13 protein-coding genes are annotated in these 20,782 nt (G+C 64.3%); 9 read left to right on the forward strand and 4 right to left on the reverse strand.

Features of this window, described 5'->3' with window-relative positions:
* Nucleotides 1-6: 6 nt before the first annotated feature.
* The 9 genes from WIX41_RS09770 to WIX41_RS09810 all read left to right on the forward strand — a co-directional run bounded on the left by WIX41_RS09770 (nucleotide 7) and on the right by WIX41_RS09810 (nucleotide 18,043).
* On the forward strand, nucleotides 7-11,919 hold the full coding sequence (locus WIX41_RS09770) for a hemagglutinin repeat-containing protein (RefSeq protein ID WP_339447036.1): 11,913 nt from the start codon (nucleotides 7-9) through the stop codon (nucleotides 11,917-11,919).
* Between the two features lie 3 nt (nucleotides 11,920-11,922).
* On the forward strand, nucleotides 11,923-12,123 hold the full coding sequence (locus WIX41_RS09775; protein ID WP_339447038.1) for a hypothetical protein: 201 nt from the start codon (nucleotides 11,923-11,925) through the stop codon (nucleotides 12,121-12,123).
* Nucleotides 12,124-12,480: 357 nt separating this feature from the next.
* Nucleotides 12,481-12,804: a hypothetical protein gene (locus WIX41_RS09780; protein ID WP_339447040.1), complete on the forward strand. Its 324-nt coding sequence runs from the start codon at nucleotides 12,481-12,483 to the stop codon at nucleotides 12,802-12,804.
* A 55-nt stretch (nucleotides 12,805-12,859) separates the two neighbouring features.
* Nucleotides 12,860-13,930 (forward strand): hemagglutinin repeat-containing protein, encoded by a 1,071-nt coding sequence (locus WIX41_RS09785; protein ID WP_339447041.1) that lies wholly within the window; start codon nucleotides 12,860-12,862, stop codon nucleotides 13,928-13,930.
* A gap of 92 nt (nucleotides 13,931-14,022) precedes the next feature.
* Nucleotides 14,023-14,334: a hypothetical protein gene (locus WIX41_RS09790; protein WP_339447043.1), complete on the forward strand. Its 312-nt coding sequence runs from the start codon at nucleotides 14,023-14,025 to the stop codon at nucleotides 14,332-14,334.
* Nucleotides 14,335-14,467: 133 nt separating this feature from the next.
* Entirely contained in the window at nucleotides 14,468-15,208 is a 741-nt protein-coding gene (locus WIX41_RS09795) for an N-acetylmuramoyl-L-alanine amidase (protein WP_339447044.1), read from the forward strand.
* Between the two features lies 1 nt (nucleotide 15,209).
* Entirely contained in the window at nucleotides 15,210-16,355 is a 1,146-nt protein-coding gene (mltA, locus tag WIX41_RS09800; RefSeq protein ID WP_339447045.1) for a murein transglycosylase A, read from the forward strand.
* Between the two features lie 10 nt (nucleotides 16,356-16,365).
* Complete coding sequence (locus WIX41_RS09805; protein ID WP_339447046.1) at nucleotides 16,366-16,908, forward strand: hypothetical protein; 543 nt, start codon at nucleotides 16,366-16,368, stop codon at nucleotides 16,906-16,908.
* Nucleotides 16,909-17,107: 199 nt separating this feature from the next.
* A complete protein-coding gene (locus tag WIX41_RS09810; protein ID WP_339447047.1) occupies nucleotides 17,108-18,043 on the forward strand; it encodes an HAD family hydrolase in 936 nt (311 codons plus the stop codon).
* A 5-nt stretch (nucleotides 18,044-18,048) separates the two neighbouring features.
* On the opposite strand, the gene WIX41_RS09815 is transcribed toward WIX41_RS09810, so the two are convergent.
* From WIX41_RS09815 to WIX41_RS09830, 4 genes are all read right to left on the reverse strand, one after another.
* On the reverse strand, nucleotides 18,049-18,978 hold the full coding sequence (locus tag WIX41_RS09815; protein ID WP_339447049.1) for a polysaccharide deacetylase family protein: 930 nt from the start codon (nucleotides 18,976-18,978) through the stop codon (nucleotides 18,049-18,051).
* A gap of 48 nt (nucleotides 18,979-19,026) precedes the next feature.
* On the reverse strand, nucleotides 19,027-19,374 hold the full coding sequence (locus WIX41_RS09820; protein ID WP_339447051.1) for an NAD-dependent epimerase/dehydratase family protein: 348 nt from the start codon (nucleotides 19,372-19,374) through the stop codon (nucleotides 19,027-19,029).
* A 17-nt stretch (nucleotides 19,375-19,391) separates the two neighbouring features.
* Nucleotides 19,392-19,784: a hypothetical protein gene (locus WIX41_RS09825; protein WP_339447053.1), complete on the reverse strand. Its 393-nt coding sequence runs from the start codon at nucleotides 19,782-19,784 to the stop codon at nucleotides 19,392-19,394.
* Nucleotides 19,785-20,107: 323 nt separating this feature from the next.
* Complete coding sequence (locus WIX41_RS09830; RefSeq protein ID WP_339447055.1) at nucleotides 20,108-20,770, reverse strand: hypothetical protein; 663 nt, start codon at nucleotides 20,768-20,770, stop codon at nucleotides 20,108-20,110.
* Nucleotides 20,771-20,782: the final 12 nt, after the last annotated feature.

Raw genomic sequence — 20,782 nt, forward strand, 5'->3', positions numbered from 1 at the left:
AGTGCAATGAACAACGTATATCGCCTGGTATTCAACCGCGCCCTGATGGTGTGGCAGGTCGCCTCCGAACTCACCAACGGCGCCGGTCGGGCCGCCGGCGGGCGCGACAATGTCACGCGGAGTGCCGGTCTTTCCACGTTGGCCTTTGCCTTGATGTGTTCATTCGGCTGGGTCAGTGCGATATCCAGCGTGCAGGCCCAGCAGGGGCGCATCGTGGGCGACCCGAACGCGCCGGGCAATGAACGTCCCACCGTCCTTACCGCGCCCAACGGCGCGCCGCTGGTCAACATCACCACGCCCTCGGCGGCGGGGGTCTCACGCAACCGCTATTCGCAGTTCGACGTGGGCCCGGAAGGCGCGATCCTCAACAACGCACGCAGCCAGGCGCAGACCCAGCTGGGCGGTTGGGTGCAGGGCAATCCCTACCTCGCCACCGGCACCGCGCGGGTCATCCTCAACGAGGTCAATGGTCCGGCCAGCCAGCTCAATGGGTATGTCGAAGTAGCCGGCCGCCGCGCCGAAGTGATCATCGCCAACCCGGCCGGCATCCAGGTCAACGGCGGCGGATTCCTCAACGCCAGCCGGGTCACCTTGACCACCGGCACGCCGATGTTCTCCGGCGGTGCGCTGGAAGGCTATCGGGTCAGCGGCGGAGCGATCGACGTCACCGGGGCCGGCCTGGATACCAGCCAGGTCGACTACACCGACCTGATCACCCGCTCGCTGCGCGTCAATGCGGGCATCTGGGCCAACCAGTTGCAGGCCAGCCTGGGCAGCAACCAGGTCACGGCAGATGGTGGCGCGCGTTCGCCGCTCCCGGCCACCGGGGAAGCCCCGGCCTTCGCACTGGACGTGGGCGCACTGGGCGGCATGTTCGCCAACAAGATTTTCCTGGTCGGCAATGAGCATGGCGTGGGCGTGCGCAACGCCGGCACGCTCGGCGCGCAGGCCGGTGAGCTGGTCGTCACCGTCGATGGTCGCCTGGAAAACACCGGTGCGCTGCAGTCCAGGCAGGATGTGCGCATTGATGCCAGCGGTGGTGTCGTCAACGCCGGCACCATCGCCGCCACCCGCGAGCTGACGCTCAACACGCCCGGCGCGGTGGACAACAGCAGCGGTACGCTCAACGCGCAGCGCCTGCAGGTGGACGCGGCCACGCTGCGCAACCACGGTGGCAGCATCGAACAGACCGGTGTCCAGGCGCTGTCGATCACCGCAGACACACTGAGCAATCGCAATGAGGGCCGCATCGGCGCGCTCGACGCGGCGACATCGGGCGGCGGCGGTGCCGGTGGTGGCGATACCGGCACTTCGCCGTCTCCCGGTACCGGACCCTCGACCCCGGAACCGGGCGGAAATCCGAGCGAAGGCGCAGCCCCTGCCGATCCGCAGCCCCCAGCCGATCCGCTGGCCGCCGGTGCCCTGAACATCGCCGGCGCCATCGACAACGACGGCGGTACCGTGGTCAATGGCGGTACCGTGTCGCTGCAGCTCGGCAACGGGCTGGACAACCAGGGCGGCCGCATCGGCGTGCAGGCCCTGGACCTGGCTGGTGACCTGCGCAACGACGCCGGCACCCTGCAGGTGCACGGCAACGCAACCCTGCAGCTGGGCGCGCTCTCCAACCAGAAGGGCAGCTTCAGCGTGGCCGGCGTGCTGCAGCTGGACGCGCAATCGCTGGACAACCGCAGTGGCCAGTTCCTGCACGGCGGCACCGGCACCGCGTCGTGGACGATCCGTGACGTCCTGCAGAACGATAAAGGCGTGTTCAGCACCAACGCCGATCGCCTGATCCTCAACGCCGGCAGCGTCAGCAATGCCGAAGGGCGCATCGAACACGCCGGCAGCGGCGGCATGCTGCTCTCGAACGGCGCCTGGACCGGCGCCGCAGGCAGCCTGAATACCGCCGGCGCGCTTGAGTGGTCGGGCAGCACGCTCGACCTGCGGGGCGCCGCGCTTACCGCATCGCGCTTCCAGATCCTGGCCGATTCCATCGACAGTCGTGGCGGCAGCCTGCTGTCGCTGGGTACGGCGGGCAGTGTCATCCGTGCCACGCAGCTGGACAACAGCAGCGGCGGCACCATCGCCGCCAATGGCGACCTCACTCTGACCGCCGAGGCACTGGGCAACGCGCAGGGTCTGATCCAGCAAGCTGGCGACGGCACCCTGCGGGTGCATGCCGCCACCCTCAGCGGTGCGAAGGGGCAGCTGCTCAGCGCGGGTGCGCTGGCCTTGTCCGGTGGCCAACTCAATGTCAGCAGCGGTGTCGTCTCGGCGCAGCAGATCAGTATTGATGCGGACGCGTTGAATAACGCCGGCGGCCGCATCGTCGGCAGCGGCGACATGGCGCTGAATGCCCGCAACCTGGACAACCGGGCCGGCGCCATCGAACACGCTGGCGACGGCCTGCTGCAGATCCACGCGGACGCCCTGCAAGGAGCCGGCGGTCGCATCCTCAGCCTGGCCGAACTGCAGCTGCAGGGCGGCAACCTGGCGCTGGGTGCTGGCAGCACCACCCAGGCCGAGCGCATTCGCGTGACCGCCGATGCACTGTCCACCGCCGGTGGCACGCTCAACGCCACGGGTACGGACGTGCTCGACCTGCGCGTGAGCGGCGCGCTGGACAACCACGGCGGCAGCATCGCCACCAATGGCGCGATAGCGCTGCAGGCTGGCAGCGTCGACAACCGCAAGGGCAGCCTGAGCGCGGCCGGCAGTGAGAACAGCACGCTGGATGTTGTCGGTACGCTGGACAGCGCCGAAGGCACGATCGCCAGCAATGGAGATACGCTCGATATCCATGCCGCGCGGCTGGACAACAGCGCCGGCACCCTCAGTCACGCCGGCAGCGGCGGTCTGAAGATCGACGTCGACCGCCTCGACGGCAGCAAGGGCACCCTGGTCAGCAAGGGCGCGCTGACCCTCCGGGCCAACACCTTCGACCACCGCGAGGGCACCCTGGGCGCCGACCGGGTTGACCTCAAGACCAGCCACCTGGACAACAGCGACGGCACCATCGTGGCCAGCGGCACCGCCGCCAGCCGGATACAGGCCGACCAGCTCGACAACGCCGGCGGCACCGTGGCCAGCAACGGCGACCTGCTGCTGCAGGCCACCACGCTGGACAACACCGCCGGCACCGTGCAGCACGCCGGCGCCGGGCAACTGCAGATAAACGCGCAGACCCTGCTCGGCCAGCGCGGCACCGTACTCAGCAACGGCGCGCTCGCGCTGACCGGCCAGAGCATCGACCTGCGCGGCGCGAGCACCTCCGCGCGGGGCGTTGTCATCGATACCGGCAGCCTGACCACGGCGAGCGGCACGCTGTCGTCCTTTGGCGACCAGGCGCTGCAGCTGACCGTGCGCGACTCGCTGGACAACAGCGCCGGCAACATCGCCAGCAACGGCGAACTGGCACTGCGTGCGAACAGCTTCATCAACAATGGTGGACAGCTGCAAGCGGCTGGTACCGGTCATTCGACGCTGGCCATCGGCGGCGCGCTCGACAACCAGCAGGGCAAGATCCTGCTCGGCGGCACCGGCAACGTGGACGCGGCCAGCCTCGACAATCGCGGTGGCACCCTGCATGCAGCCGGGCTGATCGTAGGCATCGACGGTCGGCTGGACAACCGCGACGGCGGACTGGTCTCCAGTGCTGCAGCACTCGAGCTTGACACCGACACCCTGGACAACGCAGGCGGTACCCTCTACGCGGGCACGGTACTGCGGTTGACCACCGCCACCGCGCTCAACAACGACGGCGGCGCAATCCAAGCGAGCGATGCGCTCACCCTGCGCAGCGCCGGCTTGTCCAACGCACAGGGCAAGCTGATCGGCGGCAGCGTCGATATCGATACGCGCGGCCTCGCGCTGGGCAACCAGGGCGGCACTATCGGCAGCCAGACCGGCGCGCTGGATATCCGCAGCGGCGCGCTGGACAACAGCGGCGGCCGCCTGCAGTCGCAGACCGGCCTGCGCATCAACAGCAATGGGCAGGCCATCCTCAACACCGCCTCCGACAGCACCGGTGGCATCCTCGCCGGCGATACGCTGCGCATCGACGGCGGCGCGCTCGACAACCGTGGCGGCACGGTGCTGGCCCAAGGCGAAGCACAGCTGGCACTGGGTACGGTCGACAACCGCGGTGGCTCCCTGAGCAGTGCGGCCCGCCTGACCCTGGATGCGGCAAGTCTTGCCAACGTGGACGGCCGTGTACAGGCCGGCACGAACATGGACGTGACTCTTGCAGGGCTGCTGGACAACCAGCGCGGCGCCATCGCGGCCGGCCAGGCGCTCACGCTCAAGGCGGCCAGCGTCGACAACCGCGACACCCGCACCGAGGAAGGCACGCTGGGATTGCAGGCGGGGCAACTGGAGCTGGAAGCGCAGAGCCTGGACAACCGTCAAGGCCAGGTAGTCACCGACGGCGACACACGCCTGCAGCTGGCGGGAAGCCTCGACAACAGCGGTGGTGCCGTGTCTTCGGGCGGCTCGCTCGATACCAGCGCCGCCAGCGTCAACAACGAGGCGGGACTGCTGCGTGCCACTGGCAATCAGACCCTGGTCGCACGGAACCTCAGCGGCAATGGCCAGATCCACGCCCAGCGGGACCTCAGCATGACCCTGCAGCAGGGGCTGAGCAACGACGGGGAGTTGATCGCCAACGGCACCCTTGCGCTGGATATCAACGGCGACCTGGCCAACCAGGGCATCGTGCGCGCCGGCAACCTGGACCTCAATGCCGCCAACATCACCAACGCAGCAAGCGGCGAGATCACCAGCCAGGGCGTGACCCACCTTGCCGCAAGCGGTCAAATCACCAATCGTGGCCTGATCGACGGCAGCGTTACCCACCTGGAAGCCGACACGCTGTTGAACGTCGGCACCGGTCGCATCTACGGCGACCACGTCGCCCTTGCCGCCAACATGTTCAACAACCGTGCCGAGACCATTGACGGCACCAGCCGTGCGGCGACCGTGGCCGCGCGCGAGCGGCTGGACATTGGTGTGCGCATGCTGGCCAACGTCGAAGAAGGCCTGATCTACAGCGATGGCGATGCCGCCATCGGCGGCGCATTGGGCACCAACCGGCTGGCCATCGGCACTGCCGACACCATCAGTAACATTGGTTCGATCATCGACGTGGCGGGCGATCTGTCGATCGACAGTCTGGAAGTCAACAACATCCGCGAGAACGTGGTGGTCGAGCAGGTCACTACGGTCGAAGCGCCGGTGCGTCTGGATCGCCCGTCATGGTGGAGCAATGGTAAGAACAACGGCTCCGATATCCGAACGACCGGCCATTACAGCGCTCACGAGGTGTACTACCTCAATCCAGCCGACATCATCGAGGACGAGCCGTACATCACCCCCGATGGCTTTGCCATTCACCGTGCAGTGGTGCGGCTGACGGCGCAGACCACGGCATACCTCTTTGGACGCGGTGGGTTGTATGCCGCATATGGCGAACGTTCGCGGCTGAATGTGCAGGATGGCACTGTCACTCTGTACTACGTCGGCCGGCAGGACAACCAGGTCAACCCCGACAAGGCAACCAGCGGTGCGGATGACCCGTTCGCCGAGCTGTCCCAGATGGAGGCGGGCGCACCTGCGTTCCGCTATGTCGATGACACGCTAACCTACTCCGATACCTACGGTACCTGTACCACGGACTGCGTGCAGCTGTGGACCTACAAGGACTACAACAACCCCGACGCAACCCTGACCAACCCGCGTGGTAACGGTGGCGATACGGTGGGCAGCAACGAGCAGTACCGCATAGCCACCCGGACCGTGACTGAAGACGTGCTCGCGCCAGGCATCGGGGCCGATGCTGTGATCCGCTCCGGCGGTGCGATGCGCATCCGTACCGACGCCCTGGTCAACAGCTACGGCGGCATCGCCGCCGGCGGCAATCTGGATATTGCCGGTAACACGACTGCGATCAGCACCACCAATCGTTCAATTACCCTGTACCGCACCCACGAATTCGACAACGTGGGGCACACGTTCTCAGGCGACACCGTGGCATGGAGCAACCCCGCGATCTCGGAGATCATCGGCACGGTCAGCGGCAGCATCATCACCAACGGCACGCTCACCATCGATGGCGCGGACCTGAGCAACCTCAACGAGGGCCGTGATGCACCGAACGTGCAGAACGGAGCGGCCGTCGCCAACCTGAACCTGCACGGCCCCGATGCGCTGCAGGGTTCGCCGGGCAGTGACGCGCAGGGTCCCCAGCAGCAGGCCGGCACCGAAGCCGGGCAGGCGCAGGGCCAGGGTGTACAGACCGCTACCGGCGCGCAGCGCGGCAATGGTGGTGGAGCTGGCCCGCATGTGGTCCAAGCCGCCGGCGATTCGCCGGACCGGATCGCAATGGTCTCACCGGATATCCGCATCCCCACCGCGAGCCTGTTCAACGTTCGCCCGAATTCAGGCAACTACCTGATCGAAACCGATCCGCGCTTCGCCGACCATCGCACCTGGCTGAGCTCAGACTACCTGCTGACGCAGATGGGCTTCTCGCCTGACGGCATCATGAAGCGGCTGGGTGACGGCTATTACGAACAGAAGCTGATCCGCGAGCAGATCGGTGAGCTGACGGGCCGCCGCTTCCTGGAGGGCTACGCCAGCGACGAGGAACAGTACCAGGCCCTGCTGGGCGCCGGCGCAACCTTTGGCAAGGCGTGGGGCCTGCGCCCCGGCGTGGCACTGACCGAAGCGCAGATGGCGCAGCTGACCAGCGACATTGTGTGGCTGGTCGAACAGACCATCACCCTGGCTGACGGCAGCACCACCACCGCGCTGGTACCGCAGGTATACGTGCGCCTTCGCCCGGGTGACCTGGACGGGCAGGGTGCGCTGCTGGCCGGTGCCGATGTCGACATCAAGCTCAGCAATGGGCTGGTCAATTCGGGCAACATCGCCGGTCGCGCTCTCGTCAGCATCACGGCGGGCAATATCGAGCACTTGGGCGGCGATATCTCCGGCCAGTACGTGGGGCTGTCTTCCAACAAGGACATCCTCATTTCGGGGGCAACCGTGACCGCGACGGATGCGTTGTCCGTACAGGCCGCCGGCAATGTCACCGTGGCGTCGACCGTGGAGACGCTGCGCGGTGCGGGCACGTACGCATACGAAACCACCCAGCTGGAGCGGGTGGCCGGGCTGTACGTGACCAACCCGAGCGGGCAGGGCGTGCTTTCGGTCGCCGCCGGTGGCGATATCCGCCTGCAGGCGGCCCAGATCCGCAACGCGGGCGAAGACGGCATTACCCAGCTGACCGCTGGCGGAACGCTGGATCTGGGCGCGCAGACGCTGGGCAGCAGCACCGACGCCACCTTCGATGACCGCAACCATCAGCGCACCAGCCAAACCACCCATGCGGTGACCAGCGTGCAGGGCGCAGGCGATGTGGTCCTGGCCGCGGGCAAGGACATCAACCTGGCCGGCACCCAGGTCAAGGCCAGCGACGCGCTGGTGCTTCAAGCCGGCGGAGACATCAACAGCCAGGCGCAGGTTGACAGCAGCAGCCAGGACCTCAGCAGGGCAGGAAAGCGTTGGTCCGAGCAGGCCAGCCAAAGCGACGACACCGTACGCGGCAGCCAGCTGTCCGCCGGTAGCGACCTGCTGATGGTTGCCGGGCGCGACATCAATCTGGCCGCCACCGGCGTGCGCAGCGACGACGGCACCGTGCTGGTCTCGGCCGGCCGCGACGTCAATCTGCTGTCGGTGCAGGAAAACCACGAAGCCAGCCTGGACAGCTACCAGAAGAAGAAGGGCACCCTCTCCAGCACCACCACTACCCGCCAGGAATCCAGCCGCGATTCCTATGCCGTGGGCACGGTGCTGGAAGGCGCAGCCATCGACATCTCGGCCGGTCGCGACCTGACTGCCGTCGGTGCGGTGGTCGATGCCACCGGCAATGTCAGCCTGGGCGCGGGCAACAACGTGCTGATCACCTCGGCAGAAGACCAGCACAGCGCCAGCGCCAGCTACTCCAGCAAGAAGTCCGGCTTCAGTGGCGGGCTCTCCAATGGCGTGGCATCGGTGGGCTACAACAAGTCCAGCGCCAACAGCCAGGAATCGGTTCAGTCCACCACCCAGGTCGGCTCGGCCATCGCCTCGCGCGAAGGCAACGTGCTGATCTCGGCGGGCAACCAGCTCACCCTCGCCGCCTCGGACGTGGTCGCGGGCGAAAACCTCACCCTGGTCGGCAAGGACATCCAGTTGCTGGCCCGTCAGGACACCGTGGACACGCAGGGCAGCCAGTCCAGCACCTCCAGTGGCTTCTCGATGGGCGTCACCTACGACCCCACAAAGGCCTACCGCAGCGCCCGCGACTCCACCACCGACGGCATGGCCGACAGTGGCTCGATCATGGGCGACATCACCCGCAATGCCGAGGGCACCGCCTCCGGCGTGCGCGCGGCCACCACCTCCACCGTGGTGACCGGCGGCAGCCAGCGCTCCAATGGCACCCAGAGCCACTCCACCAGTGATGCGCGCGTCACCCAGCTGGCGGCGGGCGGCGACATGACCCTGATCGCCAACGGCGGCTCGATCACCAGCCAGGGCGCCCAGCTCTCGGCCGAGGGCGATGCACTGCTGCTGGCCACCAAGGACATCGTGTTCGACGTGGCCCACAACACCGAGTCCAGCACCAGCCAGAGCAGCGGCAAGGGCTGGGGCTTTGCCAACAACACCAGCGGGTTGCCGTTCGGCACCAACAACTCGCGCAGCGAAGGTGCTGGCCAGAGCGACACCATCACCGGCACCCAGCTGTCGGTGGGCGGTGGCGTGCGCATGGCTACCACCGAGGGCGATATCACCCTGACTGCAGCGAACGTGGTGGCCGAAAAGGACGTCAACATCCGCGCCGCCGGCAACCTGACCGTGCGCAGCGGCCAGGATACGGTGAGCAACGCCAACACCGCCGACAGCAAGGCCATCGGCACGGTGCAGATTTCGGACACCGAGAAGTTCGCCGGCTGGCACCGCGAGCAGCACGAAGACGACAGCGGCATGGTCTCGCAGGTGGCCAGCACCATCGGCAGCCTGGGCGGCAACGTCAACCTGGGCGCGGGCGGCAAGTACACCCAGATCGCCAGCAACGTGGTGGCCGCGCAGGACGTGAACATCACCGCCGCCGAGATCGAGCTGCTCACCGCCAACGAGACCGGCTACAACTCGCAGAGCGACAAGGACCTCAAGATCGGCGTGTTCGCACGGGTCAAGTCGCCCTTCATTGATCTGATCAACAACGTGGATGCGGCGCGTGAGTCGGACGGGCGTTTGGCCGCGATGCAGGGCATGGCGGCCGGGGCCAACGCCTACCAGGCGGGCAGTGCGATTGCGGCGGCGGCCGGCGGTGCCGGCAGCGGTACGCTGTTCAGTGCCGAAGCCGGCATCGGCTTCAAGAGCTCCAGCAGCAGCGCCGAGGGCAGCAGCACCGTCTCGCGTGGCTCCACCATCCAGGGCGGCGGCAACGTCAACCTGACCAGCACCAGTGGTGATATCCACATCGTCCAGGGCAACCTCAGTGCCGGCAACACCCTGGCGCTGGATTCGGCACGGGATATCCTGCTCGAAGCCGGCCAGGCGCATCTGCAGGACAAGAGCAAGAGCAACAACGCCGGTGCCGAAGTGGGCGTGGGCGTGTCGGTGGGCGCGCAGACCGGCGTGTACGTCTACGCCGAAGCCAGCGTGGGCAGTGGCAAGTCCAAGTCGGACAGCAGCACCTGGCAGAACACCGAACTGACCGGCAAGAACATCTCGCTCAAGGCAGAAGGCGATACCACCTTGCGTGGTGCCACCGCGACTGCTGACCGGATTGACGTCAAGACCGGCGGCACGCTCACCATCGAGTCGCTGCAGGACGTGGCCGAAAGCATGTCCAAGGACAGCCAGGTCGGTGGGCGGGTACAGGTGTCGGTCGGTACCGCCTGGGATGCCAGTGGCTATGCCAGTGCGAGCAAGGCCAACGGCAGCTACAAGGGCGTGGGCCAGCAGTCCGGGCTGTTTGCCGGTGACGGTGGGTACCACGTTGATGCCGGGCACGTGAACCTGGTGGGTGGAGCGATTGCCAGCACCAATGCGACCAACAGTGAGCTGACTGCAGAGACGTTTGCGTTCACCGACCTCAAGAACGAGATGGATTACAAGGCCACGTCAGCTGGCATCAGTGGCGGCGCGGGCGGTGCCATGGTGGACGGAAAGCCCAGCATGCAGGGTGCCACCGGTGGTGTGGGGGCAGGTGTACCGGTCATGGAGTCCGGTGGCGACACCTCCACCACCTACGCAACATTGACCGAAGGCAATATCACCATTGGCGGAAAAAAGGTAACCGCCGCCGAGCTGGGTGTGAACAGCGATGCCAGCAAGGCGCACCAAGCCATCGATGTACTGCCTGACCTGCAAAAACTGATGCAGGACACCCAGGCCATGGGAGCGGCCGCTGGAACGGTGATCGCGACCGGCCAACAGATTGCGTCCGATATTGCAGCAGCAAAGAGCAATGCTGCGGCCAATGCCTATCTCGAATCGCTGGGCAGTGATGATGCAAGAGCGGAGTTCCTGGCGAAGAGCCCGGAGGCACAGCGGGAAGTACTCAAGCGCCGGGACGACTACAACGAGGCACAGAAGTGGGCGACCGGCGGCTCGTACAGCCGTGCGCTGGAGGCAGTCACCACCGCGCTGGTGGGTGCGGTCGCCGGTCAAGGCAATGCGCAGGTCGCAAGCAATGCATTGGCACCTTATGCGGCCAACTTCATCGGCAGCCAGTTCGATCCGAACCATGGCAGCGACCCTAACGCCACCATGCAGTTGATCTCGCACGCCTTGCTTGGCGCGCTGTTGGCTGAGGCCAATGGTGGGAGCGCCGGGAGTGGCGCCGCTGCAGCGGCGGGCGGTGAGCTGGCGGCAAAGTTCATCACCGACTACCTCTACGGAGGCGACTCCTCCCAGTTGGGCGAGCAGGAGAAGCAGAACATCCTGGCGCTTTCACAGGCAGTGGGAGCGCTTGCGGGTGCATCGGGCGGAGATGGTCTGTCAGGCGCAGGATTGGGGGCAATTCTCGCGAAAAACGCGGTCGAGAATAACTTCCTTACTCCCGGGCAGGCGAACGCGTTCGCGGAGAAGCTGAAAGAGTGCGCAGGAGACAGCGCATGCCAGCAATCCGTCCAGGAAGAAGCAAGGCAGCTCTCTCAAAAGCAGGACATGGATCTTCGGTCAACCTGTGCAATTTCTCCGTCCAGCAAGGCGTGCAACTCATACGTAGCGGCAGCAACGGAGTATCGGTACAGCTTGCTGGGCGAATCCCTTGGCATTGAGGGGGACCAGCGTCGAAGCGGCGAAGAGCTTGGCAATTTCGCGCATTCCGCCGATGGCAGCCTATACCGTGGACTCATCTTTGAGAACGGCGGGCTGGAGCCTGTTTACATCCTGCCGCAGGAGTACACCCTTGCCGGACTAGCGCAATGGACTGGATCGGTTCAGGAGTCTGTTAACGATAACGGCTGGTGGTCGACTGAGACAGGCCAGATCCTAGCATTCGGGCTACTGAAGGTGGCCGCCAGGAAGCTATCTGGGGTGCTCAATATCAGCGGGGAGAATGGGGGGTTTGGTAAGGGATCAGAAAGCAAGCCTTCTTCGAAACGCCCAATCACTCCAGGAACAGGCGTTTATGCGACAAACAAGGAGGCCGCGCAAGCCGCTGAAGCCTTGGGTTATCGTCGAATAAATGAGACAGTACATGGCAATCAGCTGGTCTTTAAGCGGGGCAATCAGTACATAACTAGGGACCTCGACGGCCATAACGGTGGCGCGTGGAAGATGGCAAAATCCGTCAAAGGGCTCGAAAGCAAAGCTACACGCCAGGGTACGTTTGACAAGAACATGCAGCGAATTGGAGACTAAGCAATGGCAATTCCGGAATGGGTAACTCGCGGTAAAACGATTGAAAGTCTTATTCGCGAATTGATGACGTTTGAGGATAAGCACCTCCCAGTTGAGATTTCTTTTGATGATGGTATTACTTCGAGGCCTATAAGCCTCGTTGGTAAGCTGAACGGAAAATGCGTATTATTTAATTTGGAGGATGTTGAGGGGGGGCAAGATTAAATTTCTTGGGCAAGTTGGTTCGCGCGCCGATCGTGAGTGGATCTCGTGTTATGACATTTCCAACACGTGTGCACAGATGATTGGAAGTGATTCGCGGCCCAACTACAGGTTAGGTCGGTCACGGCGGCCGATGGGGAAGAAGTGAAGCCTATCCGTCCAGAAATTGAGGGGGCGCTTGAGGAATGAAGTAGAGTCGTCGACGTACTCTGATTGCCTTCGAGCTGAAAATATCAGTAAACATCTCCATGAGGGGTGAGTCTGGTCAGCATTGATCGTGCGCGTGTCTTGTTCAACGCTGGATTGTTGGCAGCGATCTACAGGTCAAATTGGTCGCGTGCAACCAATAAGGAGGAAATGATGTGCGTTCCGTTGGAAGCTGAGGGCGAGCTTGAAGAGTATCGGAGGGCTGTAAATGTCCTGCGGCGTAAGTTCTCAGCTTACGAGGCTAGGATAGTTGAAATTCTTGGTGCGCTGAGCTCGATAAACCATGAGGACTCCGCGCCATACTTCGATGAACTTCACCTGATACAGAGAAATATTGCAATTGCCAAGTACAAGTTTGAGTTTCCAATTGGAAGCCGCCTTGATGATTTCGTCTGCCACATGGATCGAGATGATGAGTACTCACGGCGTTATTGGCATGCGAAATTCGTTGATGGAGTGAAATGGCCCGTCGAATAGGGCTAGGTGCGACTTGGAAAGCCCCAAGAAGAATGGTCGCGCATCTGTGAACGTCGTGGTTGACTTGGACATCCACATCGTCCAAGGCAACCTCAGCGCCGGCAACACCATGGCGCTGGATTCGGCACGCGACATCCTGCTCGAAGCCGGCCAGGCGCATCTGCAGGACAAGAGCAAGAGCAACAATGCCGGTGCCGAGGTGGGCGTGGGTGTATCGGTAGGCGTGCAGACCGGCGTCTACGTGTATGCCGAAGCCAGCGTGGGCAGTGGCAAGTCCAAGTCGGACAGCAGCACCTGGCAGAACACCACCCTGACCGGCCAGAACATCTCGCTCAAGGCCGAGGGTGACACCACCCTGCGCGGCGCCACCGCGACCGCCGACCGGATCGACGTCAAGACCGGCGGCACGCTCACCATCGAGTCGCTGCAGGACGTGGCCGAAAGCATGTCCAAGGACAGCCAGTTCGGCGGGCGGGTGCAGGTGTCGGTTGGTACCGCGTGGGACGCCAGCGGCTATGCCAGTGCGAGCAAGGCCAACGGCAGCTACAAGGGCGTGGGCCAGCAGTCCGTGCTGTTTGCGGGTGACGGCGGGTATCACGTTGATGCCGGTCACGTGAGCTTCGCGGGCGGTGCCATCGCCAGCACCAATGCGGCCAACAGTGAGCTGACCGCAGAGACCTTCGCGTTCACCGATCTCAAGAACGAGATGGATTACAAAGCCACGTCAGCTGGCATCAGTGGCGGCACGGGTGGTGCCATGGTGGACGGCAAACCCAGCATGCAGGGTGCCACGGGCGGCGTGGGGGCAGGTGTACCGGTCATGGAATCTGGTGGTGACAGCTCCACCAGCTACGCGACCCCGACCGAGGGCAATATCACCATTGGCGGCAAAAAGATGACCGCTGCCGAGCTGGGCGTGAGCACCGACGCCAGCAAGGCGCACCAGGCCATAGATGCGCTGCCGGACCTGCAGAAGCTGATGCGGGACACCCAGGTGATGGGTGCCGCCGCAGGTACGGTGGTTGCCACCGGACAGCAGATCGCAGCGGACATTGCGGCGGCGAAGAGAAATGCAGCGGCCAATGCCTATCTCAAAAAGAGGAGTGCTCCGCGCTGCGTACCGTGAGTGTTCGGTTTGAGATTTATCCCAAAGACATCCCAAAAGTAGCCGGCTACGCTCGGAGTTCCATTGTCCATAGTCAGCCGGCAGGCGCCGGCATGAGCGGTGTCATGCACAAACTTTGTATTGCCATCTACATGCTGTTGGGTGCCGTCTTTGGTCTATGGCTGACGTTTGTGTGTTTCTGGCTTCAGCTTTGGACCTTGGTCGGCGAGCGCTTCTCTGTGTTTGCTGGGATCGTGGGCGGGTTGGCTATGTCGTCCCTTGCCGGGTACTTCGTCAATTTCATTTGGCGGCGTGCTTCTCAATGGCAGCGAGCGTATTTGGTGACCCTGGGGAGCTTGACGATTGCCACCCTACTTGGAGTTGGTCTTATCGCTTGGATATACGTTGCAAGCCAGCGTGGTTGATTCGCCCTTGGAGACCGGTGGGCAGCAAACGTTCCGGCGGTAGTCCGGCCCACCGACCCACTTCCAGCCCGCAGATCACAGGCGGCCGCATGTGCCCCGCGCATCCTGTTGCCGAATCAAGCACAATCGGTCAATGCGCCGATTCCGCCACCCGCTCGTGCTGCTCGCCACCCTCCTGCTCGCCGCCTGCGCCAGCACCGATGTGCGCAGCCCGCTGGCGACCTGGGTGCCTTCGCCGAACCACAACGTGCGCAACCCGGTCATCATCGTGTTGCACCACACCGACCAGGACAGCGTGCAGCAGAGCCTGCAGACCCTGCGCACCGCCAATAGTGGCGGCCGGGTCAGCTCGCACTACCTGGTGGGCGCGGATGGCCGCATCTACCAGTTGGTGGCCGACAACCGCCGGGCCTGGCACGCCGGTGGCGGCCGCTGGGGCAGCATCACCGACCTCAATTCGGCTTCGATCGGCATCGAGATCGACAACAACGGCAGCAGCCCGTTCGCTCCAGCGCAGATCGCCGCGCTGATCCGCCTGCTCACCGACCTGTGCACACGCCTGGATATTCCGCGCACCCAGATCATCGCCCACGCCGATCTGGCACCGGCCCGCAAGCAGGACCCCAGCCGCTACTTCCCGTGGCAGCAGCTGGCCGAAGCCGGCTTCGGCCTGTGGCCGCGTGCCAACGACGGCCCCGCGCCCGAAGGCTTCGACCCCTGGCTGGGTCTGCAGGCATTCGGCTACGTGCTGGACGACCGCGCCGCCACCGTGGGCGCCTTCCACCGCCGTTTCCGCGGCCGCGACGACCTGCCGCCTACCCTCGACGCGGAAGATGCCCGCATCCTGTATTCGCTGCTGCAACAGACCCGGTGACATGACCAGAAACTCCGCCTTTGCCCTCATGGGCTTGACCTTCCTCACCGCCTGCAGCGTCAGCCCCCCGAAGCCGGACGCCCCGCCGACCAGCACCACCACCTACGCGAAGTCCGACTGGGCAACGCTTCCCGCTGTCAGCGACAGCGACCTGCAGGCCGGCTTCGCCGCCTGGCGCAGCGCCTGCCCGCGCCTGAAGAACGACGCCATCTGGGCGCCCACCTGCACAGCCGCCGCGAATGTGGCGACCACTCCCACGGCAATCCGCCAGTTCCTGCAGGACAACCTGCAGGTGTACGCACTACGTGCGGGCGGCCACCGCGCCGACGGCCTTATCACCGGCTATTACGAGCCGGTCTACACCGGCAGCCTGACCCGCACCGCCAAGGCCACCGTGCCGGTCTACGGCGTGCCCACCGACATGGTCAGCGTGCAGCTCGATGACCTCTACCCCGAACTAAAGGGCAAGCGCCTGCGCGGCCGCGTGGAAGGACGCGTGCTGCGGCCCTACGACGATGCGGCGACGATCAGCACCAAGGGTGCCAAGGCGCCGGTCCTTGCCTGGTTGACCCACCCGATGGACCTGCAGTTCCTGCAGATCCAAGGGTCGGGCCGCATCCGCCTGGACAATGGCCGCCAGCTGCGCATCGCCTACGCCGACCAGAACGGCCATCCGTACCGCCCGATCGGCCGCTGGCTGGTGGAGCAGGGTGAGCTGAAGAAGGAAGACGTCACCATGGACGCCATCCGCACCTGGGCCATCGCGCATCCGGCGCGCATTCCCGAACTGCTGGCCAGCAACCCCAGCTACGTGTTCTTCACCAAGGGCCCGGATGGCGACGAAGGCCCACGCGGCTCGTTGAACGTGCCGCTCACCGCCGGCTACAGCGTTGCCGTGGACCGCACCGTAGTGCCGCTGGGCAGCCTGCTGTGGCTGTCCACTACCCGCCCGGATGGCACCCCGGTGGTGCGGCCGGTGGCCGCGCAGGATACGGGCGGCGCCATTGCCGGCGAAGTACGGGCTGACCTGTATTGGGGCACCGGCGACGCCGCCGGCAAGCTGGCCGGCGACATGAAGCAGAAGGGCAACCTGTGGCTGCTGTGGCCCAAGGGCGCGGCCCTGCCCAGCAACATTCCCGGCGGCTGAGGACATACCCATGGCGATCTGGTACGCAGTGGTCGGCGTGATGGTGCTGGAGATCGTGCTGGAGCTGACCTGGAATCCGTTTTACTTCGGAACGGGCATCCGCCTGTTCAACGAGCGCATTCCCGCCAACGCAGCCATGCGCGGAAGGCTGGTGCTGAACTGCCTGGAGCGCGATGTAGCCACCCAGAAGTGGCTGCCCCTGGTGTTCCGCGCGCTTCCCGACGGCCGCATGGCATTCCGCGAGAGCTTCGGCATCAGCGTCAGCGGGCGCTACTACCCGGTGATGCGCGGGCTGGTAGTGGTGGATGCCAAGCGCAACCAGGTACGCGTGGAAGGCCTCTGCAACTGGATGACGCTGGCCATTGGCGCGCTGTGCGTGGCGATGCCCATGGTTGTTACGTCCGCCTGGCCGATGCTGATGATGCTGGGGTTGTTTGCCGGCTGCTACCTCATCCAGCGACGGCGCTACCACGGCGTGGCCGAAGCGCTGCGCGAACAGATGCGCACCGAGCTGCCGGAAGCCATCATGCAGTTGAGGCGCCGCGCGCAGTGACGCAGCGCTGAGGTTGCTACGCGGGGCGTGGCACCAGTGCCGTGCCTGATAACGCCACACGCAAGTGCCCCGTAGTGCCACGCCCTGCGTGGCAGGCTTCACCCAGTAAAACTACTGCACCCCACGCAGTGATTCTGCGCAGGTAGCCAACGCATGCCCGGGCTAGCATTCCAGCTCCAGGAGCCGCCGGGTCGTACCCATGCACGAAGGACTACTCAAGAGCTGGAACGACGGCGCCACGCGTCAGGCCATCATCGGCTTCGTCGCGCGGGTCACGCTGGAAGATGGCCCCGACTACGTCCCACCCGCCGCGCGGATCGCCGTGTTCGACAACGACGGTTGTTTATGGTGCGAAAAGCCCATGCCGATCCAGGCCGATTTTCTGATACGCCGCATCGCCGAACAGGCCGAAGCAGACCCAATGCTGCGCGACAAGCAGCCATGGAAGGCGGTGCATGCAAAAGACCAGGCCTGGCTGGGCGATGTCATCACCAAGCATTACGAAGGCGATGACACCACGCTCAAGGAAATGGCGGCCGGCCTGCTTTCGGCCTATGCCGAAGACGACGTGGAAGTATTTGCCAGCAAGGCCGAACAATTCCTGCGCAGCGCGCAGAACCCGGTACTGAAGCGTCCCTACCTGAAGACCGCCTACGCGCCCATGCGCGAGCTGCTGCACTACCTGGAAGCCAACCGGTTCACCAACTACATCGTGTCCGGTGGCGGGCGCGACTTCATGCGGCCCATCACCGCCGAGCTGTACGGCGTTCCGCCCGAGCGCGTGGTCGGTACCACCGTCGCGCTGCAGTACCGGGAAGAAGGCGGTGTTGGCAAACTGGTCCACACCTCGAAACTTGAAGTCTTCGACGACGGCCCCAACAAGGTGGCGCGGATCTGGAGCCGGATCGGTGCGCGCCCGATCTTCGCTGCCGGCAATTCCAATGGCGATATACAGATGCTGCAGTTCGCTACCCAGGGCGAGGGCGCCTCGCTGGCGCTGCTGGTCACCCATGACGATGACAAGCGCGACATCGCCTACACCTCCGGTGCGCAGAAGTCGGTGGCGCTGGCCGCCGAGCGCGGCTGGCCGCTGGTGAGCGTGCGCGAGGACTGGGCGCGGGTGTTCGTCGACTAGCGCGCCTACTCCGACTCCTGGCCGGCCAGCTTCATCACCCACGCAGGCACCGTGGGCTCGCCCTGGTAGAAGGCCTTGGGCATCTTGTCGGCCATGGCCCAGCGCTGGATCCAGCTGATTCCCGCGCCACCGTTGTAGCCTTCAGCGCGCAGGTAGGCCGGGTCTTCCATCGCGGTTTCAAGCGTGATGAAGCGGTACCCACGACGGCGTGTCGCAGCCACCAGTTCCCCAACGCTGTCTGCATTCAGCGCGTTGGCATGGATCAGCCACACCTGTGCCGGCAGCCTGCCCAGCAACTGCTGCGAGCGCTGCTCGTAGTAGTCCAGCTTGTTGAGCATGTAAGGGATATAGCCACGGCGCAGCTGGCGCAGGCGCGCCTCACGCATGGCGGGGTCGGTTTCGGTATCGCGCACCTGGTCGTACGCGAACGCCCAGATCCATTCCGCGTTGTCCACTGTGACCGGCGCGATGCGGTAGCTGTGCTGCTGCAGGAATGTGGCCAGTTCGGCACGCGCCTCCGGCGACCGTCCTGCCTGCAGGTACGGGTGCCGGAACCAGCGCAGGGTCTGGCCGCTCTCGGCGAGCAGGGGGCGCAGGACGACTTCGCCGCGCAGGATGTCCTGCTGGTAGGTGTCCAGTGGCACGGCATGCATGGAGACATGGCTGAACGTGTGGTTGCCCAGTTCGAAACCGGCGTCGCGCCAGTTGCGAAGCATCTGCACCCGATCGGGCTGCACCTGGCCATCGACCTCCAGCTTGCCTTCGTTGACGAAGCCCACGATGGGCACACCGGTCTGCTTGAGGGCGCCGATCAGGCGTGCGTGCTGGGCGTGCAGGTCCGTCTCGGCGCGTTCGCCGAGCCGCTGCCAGGGCAGATCGTCAATGGTGAGCGCGATGCGGCGGTCCGTCTCGCTGGCCTGTGCAAACCCTGCCACGCAGACTAACGCCCAGACGCCCCACCGAAGTACTCCATTACCCACGCTCTACCTCCGTCGAGATGATCGTGAAGTATATGATGTGAATATCACTTTCGACACGCCAGCCTTCACGAAGCCAGCGAACGCAGCTGCAGTGGAAGACATTCGGTGGATCGGATGATGGCTTGCCGCGGCATGGATGATCGTGTCGATTCCATGTTCGGAGATGAGGCTGCCCACCGGCACCGTATCGAAGAGGTCACCCACGTAGAGCCGGCCATGGGTCGTCCAATGGTGAGACTTCGTGCTCAAGTCATCGAGTACCACCACATCGCGACCGGCAACCAGTAGCCGACGGACAACATGGCTGCCAATGTGGCCCGCTCCGCCGACCACAAGGACAGGTCGGGTCATGCCCGGCCACCCGTTGCCTAACGGCTGCTGAAAAGAGCCGCAACAGCTGGATCCGTTGAGAACACGAAACGGTGCTGTAACTGATCACCGACCGGTTCATAACTGTGGACTGCGCCGTATCTCCGAGCGGCAGGATCCTTGACCAGGCGACGACTCCAAGCTTCATGATCCGCCTGTGTAAGGGACGTAACCGAGCCAATGCAAAGGCTCAGGCCGCAGGTCAGATCCTCGACTACGCCAAGCTCTCCTACCGCACGCTCCAACACCTCTCTATGGTGCCTGGCGAGCTGCTGTGCTTCAGCGCTTGTCCTCTCTTCGTCCCGCATCCTCTCCAGTGCGCTTGAGAACAGTGCATTGTCTTCCAGCATTTCGTTGGACATATCAATCGAGATGGAATTGTGAACAATCAACTCCGACTCGGTGGCAAGATAGGGAGAAGCTTCAGGATTCCCCTCCTTCCGATCCTCAGCCGGGGTTCGAGGGACTGTCGGTGCAGCGATTGGATCGATACCGGTCCGCGTCGCAGCTAGTTCCTGCCTTGCGTCCTTCCGAACCTCTGTCGCCGTGCGCGTATCGTCGAAATTTGTACCCACTGTGTCGGATGTACAGCCAATACACTGCAGGGCAACTGCGACAGCAGTGCTACGGACTAGACACTTGATCATCTGAAGAACCCTATTTGCGATACGTGGTATGGAGTGAAGCGGTACCTACAGCAGCCGTGTCCTTCATGTCACTTGTCGCGCCTCGGCGGAAGAACAATCGCCTTGATAGCGGCATCGGCCGAGAACAGAAATCGGTTATGAAGTCGGTCTCCGTTCATTTCAAACACATCGAATGTCACATGTCTGACGGCGTCGGCATCCTCATACAGGCGCTCAGCCCAGGCGTCACGATCGGCCCGTGATTGGGAAGACACCGAGCCCATGCAAAGGCTCAGGCCGCAGGTCAGATCCTCGACTACGCCTTGTGCCCCCACGGCACGTTCCAGTGCATTCCGGTAACGCCTGGCGAGATCCTGCGCTTCCATGCTCCTCCTCTCGTCTTCGCTCATCCGCTGAAGCGCGCTCGAGAACAGCTCTCTGGATTCCAGAAAAGGGTCAGCCCATTCAGATGAGATACCGCCCCGTTCGATGAATTCGGATTCGGTGGCAAGGTACGGTGAGGCTTTCGGGTCGTCTACCGCTGGATCGGAAGCCCACGCAGGTCGATCCGCAGAAACGGAAGCGGATACTGGGTCGCCCGGCCCACTCGAAGCGTCTTCAGAAATTGCAGCTTCCGCGAGGCTGCGCGCTGCACGCGGGTCGGTGCTGTCCGTGCCCGTAGCGTCGGCTGCGCAGCCGATGCATTGCAGCACCACCGCGACCATTACGCACTTGAATGGCCAGTTGATCATTCGTCTTCCTTC

This window comes from Stenotrophomonas sp. AB1(2024) (assembly GCF_037482345.1).
In the GTDB taxonomy this organism is placed as follows: domain Bacteria; phylum Pseudomonadota; class Gammaproteobacteria; order Xanthomonadales; family Xanthomonadaceae; genus Stenotrophomonas.